Origin of the sequence: Vogesella mureinivorans, from assembly GCF_007644035.1 — a bacterium.
GTDB classification, from domain to species: Bacteria; Pseudomonadota; Gammaproteobacteria; order Burkholderiales; family Chromobacteriaceae; genus Vogesella; species Vogesella mureinivorans.
On sequence record NZ_VMTV02000157.1, the window covers coordinates 1 to 308 of the forward strand.

General features: G+C 42.2%; 1 pseudogene. It reads left to right on the forward strand.

Annotated elements, in window-relative coordinates:
* Window positions 1–75 precede the first annotated feature (75 nt).
* Window positions 76–308, forward strand: a pseudogene (locus tag FLQ44_RS05045) (EF-Tu C-terminal domain-related protein); the annotation flags it as partial.

Sequence of the window (308 nt, forward strand, 5' to 3'; positions counted from 1 at the left end):
GCTGGCAGCAAACTCAAATCTCAATATTGAATTATACAAGATTCGCCTTGCTCAAATGATTGAAGAAAATGCAAAGCAGAAGTATATGTACTTTCTAAAGAAGAAGGTGGTCGTCATACTCCGTTACTTAACGGTTACCGTCCACAATTCTACTTCCGTACAACTGACGTAACTGGTGCAATCCAATTACAAGACGGCGTTGAAATGGTAATGCCAGGCGACAACGTTGAAATGTCAGTAGAATTGATCCACCCAATCGCAATGGACCCATTGTATCCAGGTCAGGTGACCATGAATCGGAAAGCTGA